Genomic DNA, 14,764 nt, shown 5'->3' with positions numbered 1-14,764 from the left:
CCCTGAGTTATAATTTCTGAACTTTGTATTAGGGATTTCACTTTATCCCGTACAGCTTTTATTTTCTTTCAAATTTTTAAAAACAGCCCCCTGAGTAGTTATTTGGTTATAGCCTCAGAGCCGTTTATATTAGTATTTACAAACCTGAGATCCTTCACATTCTCAAGCGAGTATTCTTTTTCTACTTTCTCTATCGTTACATTCTTAAAAACAATGTTAGTTATAGGCGATTCCTTATAACCCTTGGCAAGGATTCCGTATTTGCCGCCATTTTTAACCGTTACATCCTCTAAGAAAATGTTTCGCACAATTGGCATAAAATCTCCCGTTTGGTTACCATGCACATCATAAAACATGGTCATACCTAATACAGATTCTTTAACCTGCCCTACGCGTATGTTTCTTACATACACATTTTCAATAATACCGCCACGCCTGGTATTGGTCTTAATCCTTATGGCTCTGTCCAGCTCCGGGCTGTCCATATCGCAGTTGTCTACGTACACATTACGTACACTTGCCGATATTTCGCTGCCTATGGTTACACCACCATGGCCATCATACATTTTACAATCCTTTACTACTATATTTTCGCTTGGCATAGCTACCCTCCTACCATCGGCATCCCGACCCGATTTAATAGCAATACAATCATCGCCGGTATCAAAAATGCAGTTTTGAATCACAACATTCTTAGAGTATTCAGGATCACAACCGTCGTTATTTGGCCCGTGGCTTCTTATGGTTACATCCTTTACTAAAACATTCTCTGATTTCATAGGGTGGATAATCCAAAACGGAGCATTTACTATAGTTACCCCTTCAAGCATAGCATTCTTACATTCAAAGAACTCAACAAAATTTGGCCTCAGATAATGCCCTCTACCAAAGATTCTTTTGTCTACCGGAACACCGTCTTCAGCAAGTGCCACCAAACGCAATCGATTGAGAGAATCGCGCTGACTAGGCATGCCTTCTTCCCAACCGTAAGGCTTTTGACCCATCCAGGTCCACCAATTGCTTTTATTTGCCTGACCGTTTAGAATACCTTTACCTGTTACTGCCACATTCGTTTTATTATAAGCATATATAAGTGGCGAATAGTTCATCATCTCAGTACCTTCAAATGATGTTTGTACTAAAGGATAGTAATCATCGGGGTTTAAACTAAACAGAATCTCCGCCCCTTCTTCAATATTTAAATTCACATTGCTTTCAAGGTGAATAGGCCCTGTAAAGTATTTTCCGGGTGTAACTTTTACTACACCACCACCTGCTTTGTTACAGGCTTTAATGGCTTTATCAAAAGCAGCAGTGTTATTTGTCTGCCCATCTGCTACCGCGCCGTAGTCTGCTACATTAAAAACTTTATTATTAAATACCGGCGGCTGAACCTGGTCTATTATCAATTGCATTTTTTCCCATCCGCTTGCCATATCACTTTTCTTGTCCTTTTTAGATGCACAAGAAAAAAGGATAAGCAAACCTGATGCGGCAATTACAGGGTATTTATATATTGATTGTTTAAACATTAAATATTCAATTATTTGATTGTTGAAATACAAAGAATAAATTTAAACGAAAACGTTTTATGTAATCGATTACACAAACGTAATTATTAATTTCCAGTTTACCAAAAAAAAGCAAAAAAAATATTGATACTGAAAATAATTACGAAAATAAAATCAAAACAGCAAAAAATAGAATACTTAGCCCGAATTTTCTGCATTTTTGATTGCGTTTTTTTCATTGATTTGAATTAAAACAAAAAATAATGCAATCGATAGCATCAACATGTTAACTTATACTTTTTTATATTACTTTTACAGTTTATTTTAAACAAAAACATTTCACTTATGAGTGAAAAAGCTACGATATATGACATAGCCAAAGAGCTTAACATCTCTGCAGCCACAGTGTCAAGGGCGTTAAACAATCATCCAAAAATCAGTCAGGCTACCATAGAGCTTGTTAAAGAAACAGCTACCAGGCTGAATTATAAGCAAAATAAGCTTGCGGTTGCTTTAAAAAGTGGGAAAACTTATAATGTGGGAGTTATAGTACCCCGCATAAATACTAACTTCTTTTCTTCCATCATCAGGGGAATTGAAGAAGAACTTTATCCACATCAGTATAATGTTATCATTTGCCAGACCAATGAAGATGAAAAAAGGGAAATAGATAATATTAATACGCTGCTAAATGCTCATGTAGACGGCATACTGATGTCCATCTCTACCGTAAGTTCTGAAAATGAGAAAGCCATAAAAAAAGTACTGGACAAAAAAGTACCTGTTGTATTCTTTGACCGTAAAAAGAACATTGAAGGTGTAAGCACTGTAACCATAAACGACTTTAACGCCGCATATAACGCTACGAACCACCTTATAAAACAGGGCTGTACAAAAATAGCTTACCTAACCGGCGACAGGGCACTTGAGATTTATGAAAACCGTTTTAATGGTTATCTTAAAGCCTTGAATGATAACGGACTGGAGCTAAATGAAGACTACATTATTCAAACAAAAAGTAAGGTAGAAGACGGGCAACAGGCAGCAAAGCAATTGCTTAAATTAAAGGAAAAACCCGACGCAATATTCTCTACCAGTGATTTTGCAGCTTTAGGAGCAGTTCAGGAAATAAAGGCTGAAGGTATTAAAATTCCGGAAGAAGTTTGTGTAGTAGGGTTTGGTAACGAGGCCTTTACAAAATTTATGGAACTTACCATATCTACAATAGACCAGTGTGCCATGGATATGGGAAAAATTGCTGCACAGGTATTTATGGAGCAAATTAAAAACACATCAAATGCGGTTGTAGAAAAGAAAGTGGTTTTAAACCCGGAACTGATTATAAGACAATCATCTACAAGAAAATAAGAAAAGTGTGGGCCTTAACCCACACTTTTTTTGTTATAACGATACTCCCCTCTTCCACGGGATAAAATCATTTTGGTTTAGTACAGCTGCTTTAGTTTCTATGGTACCGCTGGCTACATCTATTATAAAATCCAATAGTTCATCGGCCATCTCATCTATTGTTTTATCTCCGGTAATAATTTCACCGGTATTAAAGTCAATAATATCTGGCATTTTCTTAGCCAAATCAGAGTTAGATGATATTTTAACAACAGGTGCTATAGGGTTACCGGTAGGTGTACCTAAACCGGTAGTAAACAATACCATATTAGCCCCAGAACCTACCATAGCAGTAGTACACTCTACATCGTTACCCGGTGTACATAGCAGCGTAAGCCCCGGTTTGCTTATGTATTCGCCATAGTCAAATACACCTGTAATAGGTGAAGTTCCTCCTTTTTTGGCCGCTCCGGCCGATTTCATTGCGTCGGTAATAAGCCCGTCTTTAATATTCCCCGGCGATGGGTTCATGTCAAAGCCAGATCCTGCATCCACTACTGTTTTTTCATACCATTTCATTAGGTCAAGGAAACGCTTGCCGTCTTCTTCCTCTACACAGCGGTTTACCAGCTCCTGCTCCACCCCACACAATTCAGGGAATTCAGAAAGAATAGTAGTTCCGCCCAATGCCGCCAGCGTGTCTGACATAACACCCAGTGTTGGGTTTGCCGAAATACCTGAAAAACCATCAGAACCACCACATTCTAACCCAATCCTAAGCTTAGAAAGCGATGCTGGTTCCCTTTGTTGCAAGTTTGCCTTTTTAATGGCTTCAAACGAGTCTTTTACCACACTACTTAGCATAGCATCTATGGTACCCATTTGTTGCTGGTCGTAGATCAGTACCGGCTTGGTACTGTTCGGGTTAATTTCGTTTAAGGCATCCTTAAATATCTGTATCTGTAGGTTTTGGCACCCCAGGCTCAGTACGGTAGCACCGGCCACGTTAGGATTGTTTACATACCCTGCAAGCAGTTTTGCAAGACTGTATGAGTCTTGCCTGATACCGCCACAGCCGCCCTGGTGGGTAATAAACTTAACCTTAATATTCTTAAATAAATCCGAATCGGTAGCTTGTTCTATAACGCCTGTACCACCGTTTTCTTTATTAACTAACGAACGTAGTAACAACTGGTAGTCATTTTCTTTAGGCTTCATAAGCTCTTTTTCAAAAATGTCTTTCAGTATTTCAATGTTCCTGTTTTCACAAAAAACCAACGGGAAGAATAGCCAAACGTTCTCAGTACCTACCTGGCCATCTTCACGATGGTAGCCCATAAATGTGCGACCCTGCCATTTATCAACGGTTGGTACAGACCAGCCAATGCTTTCTGTTTTTCCGGTTACTTTATCACTCTCGTGTTTCACGTTCTGGGTAGACAGTAAATCGCCTTTGCCTATAAACTGGCTAGCCTTACCTACCAGTACGCCGTACATTATTATCCTGTCTCCTACCTGAAAATCAACCAACGCTATTTTGTGCTTCGCCTTAACATCAGATACTATGTTTATATCCTGTCCTTCAAATCCTATCTGTTCGCCGGCAACAAGGTTAACCAACGCCACCGCTACATTATCTGTAGGGTTTACTTTTATTAATTTCTTCTGCATAATCTTTACTTTTAAGCCTGATATTCTTTAGAAAAATTCTTGTATGCGGCCTCTACTCCATTGTTTTCTATTTCAGACAACGCCGCCACCAATTGTGCACCAACTCCCTCAACAAGGGTTAGGTCTTCACCCCAAAAATCGGTATTTGAAAGAACTGAGTTTACTACGTGGTTTATGTCCCCGGTAGCCCACGCCTTGTCAAATTCGGCAACCACATCCGGAGAATCCTTTACAGGAAGTGTGTTACCATTCCAGGTTCCTTTATAAAAACGGATAAGGCATGCCAGTGAAAACACCAGTTCTGTAGGCAGTTCGTTATTATTTTTATAATACTGAAGCAAGCTTGGCAGTACCCTCACCTTAAACTTAGAGACTGAGTTAAGGGCAATATCCGACAGTAAATGCTTTATAAACGGATTCCTGAAACGGTCCATTACTTCTTCTGCATATTCCTTTACCTCATTTTCATCCATAGGTAGCGTACCGCTAATTTCGTTAATAACACGATCTACAAATTTACCTGTAAAATCGCCGTCTACGGTTTGTTTCACGGTTTCATTTCCATAAAGCAGCGAAAACGGCACCATAGCGGTATGCGCACCGTTAAGTATGCGTACTTTAAGAGTACGGAATGGCTGCATATCGTCTACAATCTTCACATTTACGTTAGTCTTGTGGAACGGAAGCTTTTGCTTCAAGGCTTCATCACCTTCTATAACCCATAGGAAAAATGGCTCTGCGGTAACAATCAGGTCGTCTTTGTAGGCCAATTTACTATTATATTCTTCTATTTCATTCCTGGGGTATCCTGGTACTATACGGTCTACCAAGGTATTGTGGAACGAGCAGCTTTCAGTCAGCCAAGTATTAAAACCTTTATCAAGATTCCATAAGTCGCTATATTTAAAGATGATTTCTTTTAAAGTATCGGCGTTAAAGTTAATCAGCTCGCATGGAATGATGGTAACCCCTTTTGTTGAATCTCCGTTAAAATGCATAAACCTTTCGTATAGCAATACGGTTAGCCTTGCCGGAAAAGCCACCGGAGGCCGCATATCAGGCGTATCGGTATCAATGTATTCTATACCCGCCTCTGTGGTATTCGATATAATAAATTGCAGTTCCTCCTCTTTAGCCAATGCCAGGAAACTGTCATATTCAGTGTAAGGATTTATACCTTTTACTATATTATTTATAAGCTCTATCTCCTGTATACGTTCGCCTTTTTTTATACCATTCATAAAAAGTGTGTACAAGCCGTCCTGCGTATTTATCATGTTTATCATTCCGTTTTGCAGCGGTTGAACTACGGCTATACCTGCATTTAGGCCTGCATTTTTATTCAGTTCCTGAAAAGCATAATCCACAAAGGCTCTTAAAAAATTCCCTTCGCCAAACTGTACTACCTTTATCGGAAAAGTATTTTCTAAACCCGCATTCTGTCTGTTTAATTTTTCCATTGTTTTATCAGGTTAACTATTAATATTTTGTTGAACGGATTTTACTTATAGTAGCCAGTGTAGCACTGACTTTTTCCTTTAATCCGTTAAAATCTCTAGTTTTAAGTATTTCATTAGAAATAAGCTGGCTACCTATACCCACACAGGTAACTCCTGCATCAAACCAGCCTTTAAGATTAGCCTCGTCGGTGCTTACGCCACCGGTAGGCATTATACTCGTCCACGGACAAGGGCCTTTAATCGCTTTTACAAACCCCGGACTGTATATATCACCCGGAAAAAGCTTTACAATTTCGCAGCCCAACTCTTCGGCACGGGCTATTTCTGTTAAAGAACCGCAACCCGGAGACCACAATACTTTTCGCCTGTTGCACGCTACAGCTATATCTTCCCTAAATACGGGGGTTACCACAAAGTTTGCCCCCATTTGCATATACAGTGAAGCTGCTGCCGCATCAGTCACCGAGCCTACTCCCATTATCATCCCCGGAAGTTCGGCAAGCGCATATTTATTTAGGGCTGCAAAAACTTCAAAAGCAAAATCGCCACGGGCGGTAAATTCCATAAGGCGTGCACCACCATCATAACAGGCTTTTACTACCTGCTTGCCCAGTTCTATATCTTCATGAAAAAACAACGGTACCATACCGGTTTCCTTCATCACGTTTGCTACTTCTATCCTTGTATATTTTGCCATGCTTATTATCTTGACACCAAACCGGCCGAAAGCCCGCTCATTATATTTTCTACTTGTTTTACATTTACCAGGTTATAATCACCTGATACTGTATGCTTAAGGCAACAGGCCGCCACAGCAAAATCGAGTGTTTTCTGGTAATCTGCGCCATATTGCAGCAAGCCGTATAGTAACCCGCCCATAAAGGCATCGCCACTGCCCACGCGGTCTACTACGGGAGTAATTTCGCGCACATCTGAACTAAAAATATCCGATCCGTTATACAATACCCCGCCTATACGCTGGTGCGTGGCGCTAACGGAATACCGCAACGTAGTAGCGGCAATTTTCAGGTTTGGGCACATCTGGAACAACTTGTCGTAATGTACAGGCAATGTTTCTTTATGCTGATAATCCGGATTTACTTTTTGATGACCAAGCATAAAATAAGCTGTATCTATATCCCCCAAAACAACATCAGTATATTGCAATAGTTCGGGCATTACTTCATAAGGCTGTTTGCCGTATTGCCATAATTTGGCACGGTAGTTAAGGTCGCACGATATGGTAAGTCCCATCTTACGGGCTGTTTTTAATGCCTCAAGGCAGGCATCGGCAGCATTTTGAGAAAGCGCAGGCGTAATGCCGCTCCAGTGGAACCAGCTTGCACCAATGAATATTTCTTCCCAGTTAATCATACCGGGCGTTAATGCCGACATGGCGCTGTGGGCACGGTCGTACACTACGTTGCTGCCCCTTATTCCGGCTCCGGTTTCTAAAAAGTAAATCCCCAGCCTCTCGCCACCGTAAATAATATTGTTAAACCCAACGTTCATTTTCCGCACTTCCTGTACCGCGCATTTGCCTATTTCATTGTCGGGAACACGGGTTACAAACGAAGCATCAACGCCATAATTAGCTAATGAAACGGCCACGTTAAACTCACCCCCGCCATAGTTGGCCGTAAAAGCCCCTGCCTGCGAAAAGAACAGATGGTTCTCTGTAGACAGGCGCAATAATATTTCGCCGAAAGTAATTACCTTACTCATTTTAAACGGATTAATTTATTTAGTAAAACGAAACAAGGTTAAAAATTAAAGTACTCTTTAGCATTATAATAGCTTATGTCAGCTACCATTTTTCCTATCCATTCCATATCGTTTGGTAGCTCGCCCCTCTTGATTTCATCGCCCAAAAGGTTGCACAATATCCTTCTGAAATACTCATGCCTTGGGAACGACAAAAAGCTGCGGGAATCAGTCAGCATCCCTACAAAGCAACTGATAAGTCCCATGTTAGAAAGAGCATTAAGCTGCTTGGTCATACCATCTTTCTGGTCTAAAAACCACCAGCCCGAACCAAACTGTACTTTACCTTTCACGCTACCGTCGTTAAAGTTACCTATCATGGTAGCCATAACCTCGTTATCTGCCGGGTTAAGGTTGTATATAATGGTTTTGGTAAGTTTGTCTTTGCTGTCCAGCGCATTCAGGAACGCTGATAGGTTTCTGGCCTGCGGATAATCGCCTATAGAATCCCACCCCGTGTCAGGGCCCAGTATACGGTGCATACGGGCATTGTTGTTTCTTAGTGCTCCAAGGTGGAACTGCTGTACCCAGCCAAATTCATGATATGTTTCGGCAAGGAACAGCAAAATTGCTGTCTGGAATTTTTCCGACTCAGTCTTGCTCACTTCCTGCCCCTTCCTTCTCTTACTGAAAATGGCATTAATCTCGGCTTCGGTAAAATCTTCAAAGCAGATATAATCAAGCCCGTGGTCTGAAAGTTTCGAACCGTTCTGACTAAAATATTCTATTCTTTTTTTAAGCGCAGAACATAAATCAGTGTAACTATCAATGTTTATATCTGCTGAAGCACCAAGTGTATCCAGGTATTCATTATAACCGTTATTGGCTATTAATATCGCTTTATCCGGCCTGAAAGCAGTACTTACTTTCACATCGTAATCGATTGTATTAAGCTGTTTATGATATTGTAATGTATCAGTAGGATCTTCTGTTGTACAAACAAGCTCTGCATTTACTTTCTTAAGAAGGTTTCGTGTACTGTACTCTTTTGAGTTCAGTTTTTCTGAAGCCTCCACATATATACGCTCTGCCGATTTTTCGTTAAGTAAATCATAAATATCAAAATAACGGGCTAGCTCCAGGTGCGTCCAGTGATATAGCGGGTTTCGCATGGTATAGGGTACTGTTTTCCCCCATTGTATAAACTTATCTTTATCAGTAGCTCCTCCGGTTATAAACTGTTCGTTTACACCCAGTGTACGCATGGCACGCCACTTATAATGATCACCGTTAATCCATACTTTAGTTATATTTTCAAACACCGTGTCTTCCGCTATCTGCTGCGGAGGCAGGTGGTTATGATAGTCTATAATGGGCTGTTTCTTAGAATAGTTATGATACAGTTCCTCTGCATATTTATTCTCCAGCAAAAAATTGTCGTGTATAAAATTAGTAGCCATAGTTATCCCTTTTCCTGTTATTTATTAATTCTCTCCGTGGGGTTTGCCTATAGTGGCCAGTATACCCCCGTCTACATATATTATTTGTCCGTTTACAAAATCACTTGCCTTAGAAGCCAGGAAAACAGCCGCCCCGGCCAGGTCATCGGGGTTACCCCAGCGTGCAGCCGGCGTACGGTTAATAATAAAATCGTTAAACGGATGCCCGTCTACCCTTATAGGCTCCGTTTGCGACGTTGCAAAATATCCCGGGCCGATACCGTTTACCTGAATGTTATACTTTGCCCATTCGGTAGCAAGGTTCCTGGTAAGCATTTTCAGTCCGCCTTTAGCCGAAGCATAAGCCGTTACGCTATTTCTTCCCAGTTCGCTCATCATAGAGCAGATGTTTATTATTTTACCTTCGCCACGGGCTATCATTTGCCTGCCTACAATTTGCGACATAATAAACGGTCCTACCAAATCCACATCTATAACCCTGCGAAAATCGGCAACAGCCATAGTAGCGGCAGGCTCACGCTTAATGATACCGGCATTATTTACCAATATATCAATGTTACCCAACTCTTCAGTGATTCGCGCCACATATTCTTCGGCAGCCTGTTCATCAGTTACGTCAAACAGGTACCCTTTTGCACTGTAGCCTTTTCCGGTATAATACGCAAGTGCCTCCTCCATTTTAGATGGTGTAGTCCCGGTAATAACCAGCTCAGCACCGGCACTTGCCAGGCCTTCTGCCATAGCCATACCCAGTCCGTGAGTACCTCCGGTTATCAAAGCTCTTTTTCCTGTAAGATCAAATAATCCAATCATACTTTATCGTGAATAACTATTACAAATCAGTAATGGGTTTATATTTAGGCACCAGCGTTTTCATAACATACCATCCTGTAAGGTAGCACACAGCACATATAGAAAATATTATAAAGTAGCCTGCCTCAATACCTTGAAAACCTATAAAATCCATATTGGTTTCTTTAGTGTAATCAAATAGAACACCCGAGCCTTTATTTATTAATGTAGAGCCTAACCCTCCTGCAAGGCCACCTATCCCGGTTATGGTAGCAATAGCTTTTTTAGGAAACATATCGCCTACTGTAGTGAATATATTAGCAGACCACGCCTGGTGTGCTGCACCCGCAATACCAATAATAATTACAGGAAGCCAATAACTGTATTTACCCAGAGGTTGTGCAAACATTGCCAACAAAGGGAAAAAAGCAAAAATAAGCATGGCCTTCATCCTGCCCTCATAAGGGTTCATACCTTTCTTTTCTACAAAGTATGTAGGCAGCCAGCCTCCTATAATTGAAAGAAGGGTTATCATATACAGCACAAATAGCGGGAATGCTGATTGTGCAGAATCCATATTATATACCGAACTAAGGTAAGCAGGTGTCCAGAACAGAAAAAACCACCATACACCATCAGTCATGAACTTACCGAATGCAAATGCCCAGGTTTGCTTGTATTGAAAGCATTTAGCCAATGAAACTTTACCTGCTGATTCCGTTACAGAATTTCCTTCATTTTCTGTAGGGATATTATCCTGTTGTATGTAGGCAAGTTCGGCTTCGCAAACTTTTTTGTGTTTCTCAGGTTTGTCATACAAAAACATCCAGAAGCCCATCCAAACAAAACCTAAAGCCCCAATTACAATGAACGACATTTCCCACCCAAATGATTTTGCAATAAACGGTATAGTTACCGGTGCGGCAAGGGCTCCTACAGTAGCCCCTGCATTAAATATACTGGTAGCATACGCCCTGTCTTTTTTAGGAAAGTACTCAGCTGTAGCCTTAATAGCGGCAGGGAAGTTACCCGCCTCACCTACTGCCAGTACAAAACGGGCTAATATAAACAAAGTAACACTTACCGATATTACCGTTGCAGTATTTTGGATTCCACCTATTATTTCTTTAGCGCCCTCAAATCCCAAAAACCAATTACCTGTAATTACGCCCGATGTGGCTATACCTGCAAAAGCATGCAAGCAGGCACCTACAGACCATACACCGATTGCCAAAAGAAAGCCTTTCTTGGTATCAAGTACGTCTACCACACGTCCTGCAAACAGTAGCGAAATGGCATAAAATATAGAAAACAAAGCGGTAATATTACCGTAATCGTTATTAGTCCAGTGAAATTCAGGTGCAATAAATTCACTCCATGTAAGTGAAAGCACCTGCCTGTCGAGGTAGTTTATAGTGGTTGCAAAAAACAACAAGGCACATATTGTCCACCTGTAGTTTCCTTTTTCTTTTATCGTTTTAGACATTTGGTTCAGTTATAGTATTAGTGATTTAAAATACCCGCCGACCCATCATACAGGCCGGCAGTTTCTAAAATTTCTATATTCGCGCAAACAATGTAATCGATTGCACAAATATATATTTAAATATGTATACTGCAAACGATTTCGTGAAATTTTTTAAGTCTTTTAAAAATAATAGCTATAAATAAACCGATATGACAAAAAAACAACCCTGATTATACTTATTATTTAGCAACTGTCTAAATAATAAGTATAATCAGGGTTTATATATTGATGCTGATAAGACAGAGTCAATGTATCTGCCGCGACTCCATCAATTTTAAAAGTCCTAGAAGTCTAAAAATCCAACAATCTAAACTACCATTCAATTGCCGGTTTCCCTTTTTCAGCCAAAAAAGCATTAGCTCGGCTAAAATGCCTGTTGCCAAACCACAATCCCCTGTTAGCACTCAGCGGCGACGGGTGACCACTTTCTAAAACCAAATGCCTTGTTCGGTCTACACGTGCACCCTTCTTTTTGGCAGGGCCACCCCAAAGCAAGAATACCACATCGTGCTTTTCATCAGAAATTTTCTTAATAACAGCATCGGTAAAAGTTTCCCAACCCTTGCCCTGGTGACTGTTAGCTTCACTTTTACGAACTGTTAACACCGCGTTCAGTAGTAGCACTCCCTGGTCTGCCCAGCGTTCCAGGTTGCCCGTAGGAGGAAACGGTTTATTAAGGTCGGCCTGAATTTCCTTGAAAATATTGATTAGCGATGGTGGCAACGGTATACCATCGCCTACCGAAAAGCACAGACCATTGGCCTGTCCGGGGCCGTGGTACGGATCCTGCCCTATGATAACCACTTTTACATTATCAAAATTACAATGATCAAATGCAGAGAAAATCTGTTTTCCCGGTGGGTAGCAGGTATGGGCAGCATATTCGTGTTTTACAAAATCAGTCAGCTGAGCAAAGTATGGTTTTTCGAATTCATCTGCCAGTACTTCTTTCCACGAAGGATGTATGTTTACGTTCATTATAATCGGTTTCTATGGCAAATATAAGCAACCTTATATATTACCCATATCTAAACTTAACTGCCAATAATGCAGTTGTGCGGTTTTATGAGTATTTTTGCATAAAATTTGCTGTAGCAATTCATAATGAAATCCATCACAGAAAAAACATTAAAAGACCTTGAGTTCGGTACGATACTGGAAGAAGTAGCATCACGATGCATTACCGAACCCGGTCATGACAGAGCGCTTACCATAGCCCCCTTTACCAGCCGGGAGCAGCTTATGGATGCCCTGAAGCAAACATCTGAATACCTTTCGTCTTTCGATAATAACAATGCCCTGCCAAACCACGGTTTTGAGCCGGTTACTGCCGAACTGAAATTCTTAGCCATAGAAGACAGCTATCTTGATGCAGCTGCATTCCGGAAAATAGCTACGCTAACTGATACAGTAGGCACCATGCTGAAATTCCTTGCCAAGTTTGACGACTACTATCCTGCCCTTAACAGACGTGCGGTAACAGTGGAATTCAGTAAGGAACTGGTAAAATACATAGACGATGTAATAGATAAATACGGGGAGGTTAAAGACGATGCATCACCAGCCCTGCGCGAAATACGCCGCCAGATAAATGAGGTACGCGGACGTATTAACCAGAGTTTTGCTTCAGCGCTAACGCATTACAACAGCCTTGGTTACCTTGATGATATTAAGGAAACCGTGGTAGAAAACCGCCGTGTGCTGGCCGTTGCTGCCATGTACCGCCGTAAGGTTAAGGGTTCTATACTTGGCAGTTCCAAAACAGGTAGTATTGCCTACGTGGAGCCGGATACTACCATGCGTTATTCACGTGAACTGAACAACTACCAGTACGAGGAAACCGAGGAAATAAAACGTATACTAAAGGTGCTGAGCGATATGGTAAGGCCGTATGTGCCCATGTTGTTTGAGTTCCAGGAACTGCTTACCGATATAGATGTGGTTGCTGCAAAGGCTAAGTATGCCAAAAGGATAAACGGCTTACTCCCAACTATTGTTGAGGAAAAAAGGCTGTATTTCCGTGAGGCATACCACCCTATTTTGTACCTGAACAACAAAGCAAAGCAACAGCCCACCTACCCGCAAACCATAGAGCTTAAAGATAACAACCGTATCATCGTGATTTCGGGGCCGAATGCCGGTGGTAAAAGTATTACCCTTAAAACCATTGGCTTGCTGCAACTAATGCTGCAATGCGGCCTGCTGATTCCGGTACATGAGCGTAGTGAAACGTTTTTGTTTGACCGCATCCTTACTGACATCGGCGATAACCAGAGCATAGAAAACCACCTGAGTACCTACAGCTACCGCCTGAAGAACATGAACTACTTCCTTCGTAAGTGTAATGACAAAACGTTGTTTCTTATAGATGAGTTCGGTACTGGATCGGATCCTGAGTTGGGTGGTGCTTTGGCAGAAACCTTCCTGGAGGAGTTTTACCACAGGGAAGCCTTTGGTATTATTACCACGCACTACACCAACCTGAAGATACTGGCTAACGAATTGCCGTTTGCTACCAATGCGAATATGCTTTTCGACGAAAAGTCGCTGGAACCTATGTATAAATTGATACTGGGCCAGGCGGGTAGCTCATTTACGTTTGAAGTAGCCCAGAAAAACGGAATCCCATATGGGCTTATTAATCGTGCTAAGAAGAAAATTGAAGGCAGTAAGGTGCGTTTTGACAAGACCATTGCCACGCTGCAAAAAGAACGCTCTAAGCTGGAAAAAACCTCACAAATCCTTAAAGAAGAAGAAGAACGCGCACGTGAAGAGGGTAAAAAGATGGAGAACATCAATACCCGTATACAGCAAAAGCTGGAAAGCTACCAGGAACTGTATGATGCTAACCAGCGCCTGATTTACCTTGGGCAAAAGCTGGATGACATGAGCGAAAAGTACTTTAACAACAAGAACAGGAAAGAAATGATAGGCGAATTCCTGAAGACTGTTGAAATAGAAAACTCCAAGCGCAAGAAGCTCGAACCGAAAGAGAAGAAGAAAAAGGAGGTTGAGCAGAAAAAGATAATGGCCGAAGTGAAGGTTAAAGTCGAAGAAATACGCGAGGAGAAAAAGGAAAAAAAAATAAAAGAAGCTGCTGCCCCGAAACCGAAACTTCCTATAAAAATAGGCGACCGCGTACGCATGATAGACGGCAAGGCAGTGGGTACACTGGAATCGTTAGAGAAAAACAAGGCTACAGTAAACTACGGTATATTTACCAGTAAGGTAGATTTTGAGCAACTGGAACTTGTAGAGGCGGTAAAGAAATAATGCAACAATGTAGCGATT

11 protein-coding genes are annotated in these 14,764 nt (G+C 41.2%); 2 read left to right on the top strand and 9 right to left on the bottom strand.

Annotated elements, in window-relative coordinates; all coding sequences use genetic code 11:
* Positions 1-98: 98 nt before the first annotated feature.
* Positions 99-1,532, bottom strand: a complete 1,434-nt coding sequence (locus ACLI1A_RS15955) for a glycoside hydrolase family 28 protein (protein WP_411409677.1) — start codon at positions 1,530-1,532, stop codon at positions 99-101.
* Positions 1,533-1,856: 324 nt separating this feature from the next.
* On the opposite strand from ACLI1A_RS15955, the gene ACLI1A_RS15950 reads away from it, so the two are divergent.
* A complete protein-coding gene (locus ACLI1A_RS15950; protein ID WP_411409676.1) occupies positions 1,857-2,879 on the top strand; it encodes a LacI family DNA-binding transcriptional regulator in 1,023 nt (340 codons plus the stop codon).
* Positions 2,880-2,912: 33 nt separating this feature from the next.
* Here ACLI1A_RS15950 and ACLI1A_RS15945 read toward each other — a convergent pair whose 3' ends face one another.
* The 8 genes from ACLI1A_RS15945 to ung form a co-directional block, all read right to left on the bottom strand.
* Positions 2,913-4,529 carry a UxaA family hydrolase gene (locus tag ACLI1A_RS15945; RefSeq protein ID WP_411409675.1) on the bottom strand — a complete coding sequence of 539 codons (1,617 nt, stop codon included), beginning with the start codon at positions 4,527-4,529 and terminating at the stop codon, positions 2,913-2,915.
* An 11-nt stretch (positions 4,530-4,540) separates the two neighbouring features.
* Positions 4,541-5,989, bottom strand: coding sequence for a tagaturonate reductase (locus ACLI1A_RS15940; protein WP_411409674.1), 1,449 nt, complete (start codon positions 5,987-5,989; stop codon positions 4,541-4,543).
* A 19-nt stretch (positions 5,990-6,008) separates the two neighbouring features.
* Complete coding sequence (locus ACLI1A_RS15935; RefSeq protein ID WP_411409673.1) at positions 6,009-6,686, bottom strand: bifunctional 4-hydroxy-2-oxoglutarate aldolase/2-dehydro-3-deoxy-phosphogluconate aldolase; 678 nt, start codon at positions 6,684-6,686, stop codon at positions 6,009-6,011.
* Between the two features lie 5 nt (positions 6,687-6,691).
* Entirely contained in the window at positions 6,692-7,714 is a 1,023-nt protein-coding gene (locus ACLI1A_RS15930) for a PfkB family carbohydrate kinase (protein ID WP_411409672.1), read from the bottom strand.
* 38 nt (positions 7,715-7,752) lie between these two features.
* Positions 7,753-9,153 carry a glucuronate isomerase gene (gene uxaC / locus ACLI1A_RS15925; RefSeq protein ID WP_411409671.1) on the bottom strand — a complete coding sequence of 467 codons (1,401 nt, stop codon included), beginning with the start codon at positions 9,151-9,153 and terminating at the stop codon, positions 7,753-7,755.
* A 24-nt stretch (positions 9,154-9,177) separates the two neighbouring features.
* On the bottom strand, positions 9,178-9,966 hold the full coding sequence (locus ACLI1A_RS15920) for a gluconate 5-dehydrogenase (RefSeq protein WP_411409670.1): 789 nt from the start codon (positions 9,964-9,966) through the stop codon (positions 9,178-9,180).
* 19 nt (positions 9,967-9,985) lie between these two features.
* A complete protein-coding gene (locus ACLI1A_RS15915; RefSeq protein WP_411409669.1) occupies positions 9,986-11,431 on the bottom strand; it encodes an MFS transporter in 1,446 nt (481 codons plus the stop codon).
* A gap of 354 nt (positions 11,432-11,785) precedes the next feature.
* Positions 11,786-12,451: a uracil-DNA glycosylase gene (ung, locus tag ACLI1A_RS15910; RefSeq protein ID WP_411409668.1), complete on the bottom strand. Its 666-nt coding sequence runs from the start codon at positions 12,449-12,451 to the stop codon at positions 11,786-11,788.
* Between the two features lie 126 nt (positions 12,452-12,577).
* Here ung and ACLI1A_RS15905 point away from each other — a divergent pair, with 126 nt between their 5' ends.
* Positions 12,578-14,746, top strand: a complete 2,169-nt coding sequence (locus ACLI1A_RS15905) for an endonuclease MutS2 (RefSeq protein WP_411409667.1) — start codon at positions 12,578-12,580, stop codon at positions 14,744-14,746.
* The last annotated feature ends 18 nt before the right edge of the window (positions 14,747-14,764 follow it).

Origin of the sequence: Flavobacterium sp. RHBU_3 (assembly GCF_046613565.1) — a bacterium.
Lineage (GTDB): Bacteria > Bacteroidota > Bacteroidia > Flavobacteriales > Flavobacteriaceae > Flavobacterium.
Note: the sequence above shows the minus strand (reverse complement) of the source record. Positions and strands in the feature narration are given on the sequence as shown.

Coding starts and splice junctions, on each gene's coding strand:
- ACLI1A_RS15915 (WP_411409669.1), bottom strand. CDS start 11,431: ATGTCTAAAACGATAAAAGAAAAAGGAAACTACAGGTGGACAATATGT.
- ACLI1A_RS15930 (WP_411409672.1), bottom strand. CDS start 7,714: ATGAGTAAGGTAATTACTTTCGGCGAAATATTATTGCGCCTGTCTACA.
- ACLI1A_RS15945 (WP_411409675.1), bottom strand. CDS start 4,529: ATGCAGAAGAAATTAATAAAAGTAAACCCTACAGATAATGTAGCGGTG.
- uxaC (WP_411409671.1), bottom strand. CDS start 9,153: ATGGCTACTAATTTTATACACGACAATTTTTTGCTGGAGAATAAATAT.
- ACLI1A_RS15940 (WP_411409674.1), bottom strand. CDS start 5,989: ATGGAAAAATTAAACAGACAGAATGCGGGTTTAGAAAATACTTTTCCG.
- ACLI1A_RS15905 (WP_411409667.1), top strand. CDS start 12,578: ATGAAATCCATCACAGAAAAAACATTAAAAGACCTTGAGTTCGGTACG.
- ACLI1A_RS15935 (WP_411409673.1), bottom strand. CDS start 6,686: ATGGCAAAATATACAAGGATAGAAGTAGCAAACGTGATGAAGGAAACC.
- ACLI1A_RS15950 (WP_411409676.1), top strand. CDS start 1,857: ATGAGTGAAAAAGCTACGATATATGACATAGCCAAAGAGCTTAACATC.
- ACLI1A_RS15955 (WP_411409677.1), bottom strand. CDS start 1,532: ATGTTTAAACAATCAATATATAAATACCCTGTAATTGCCGCATCAGGT.
- ACLI1A_RS15920 (WP_411409670.1), bottom strand. CDS start 9,966: ATGATTGGATTATTTGATCTTACAGGAAAAAGAGCTTTGATAACCGGA.
- ung (WP_411409668.1), bottom strand. CDS start 12,451: ATGAACGTAAACATACATCCTTCGTGGAAAGAAGTACTGGCAGATGAA.